This is a genomic window from Rossellomorea aquimaris, assembly GCF_001877785.1.
Lineage (GTDB): Bacteria > Bacillota > Bacilli > Bacillales > Bacillaceae_B > Rossellomorea > Rossellomorea aquimaris_A.
Genome location: NZ_MINN01000057.1, coordinates 1 through 433, shown reverse-complemented (window position 1 = coordinate 433; position 433 = coordinate 1). Strand labels below are relative to the sequence as shown.

At 40.2% G+C, this 433-nt stretch carries 1 protein-coding gene and 1 rRNA gene; both read left to right on the top strand.

The features are described from left to right. A 16S ribosomal RNA gene (locus BHE18_RS02390) occupies positions 1–67 on the top strand; the annotation flags it as partial. A gap of 14 nt (positions 68–81) precedes the next feature. Next, a complete protein-coding gene (locus BHE18_RS02385; protein WP_071617090.1) occupies positions 82–294 on the top strand; it encodes a hypothetical protein in 213 nt (70 codons plus the stop codon). Positions 295–433: the final 139 nt, after the last annotated feature.

The window sequence follows — 433 nt, the reverse complement described above, 5'->3', positions numbered from 1 at the left end:
ACAGATGATTGGGGTGAAGTCGTAACAAGGTAGCCGTATCGGAAGGTGCGGCTGGATCACCTCCTTTCTAAGGAATATTACATGAAACGTTTGACAGTCGAAGTTTTGTTCAGTTTTGATGGTTTAACCATCAAAATGATATTACTTGTTTTACAACAAGTAATTTTTATTTCTTTTTGCGCTTGCGGCAAAGCTGATTCGAAGATGTTGTCTTCACCTCAGCGCAAGGCAGCACGAAGAGAATTCACTGATGAGTTTCATGATGTGAAGCAAATTAGTGGCCTTGTTCTTTGAAAACTAGATAAAGTTAATTGATAGTCAAGAAATTACCGAGTATCGCCATTTTAGGTTTTAAACCTTATGTAACAACCAATTCGGTTAAGTTATGAAGGGCGCACGGTGGATGCCTTGGCACTAGGAGCCGATGAAGGAC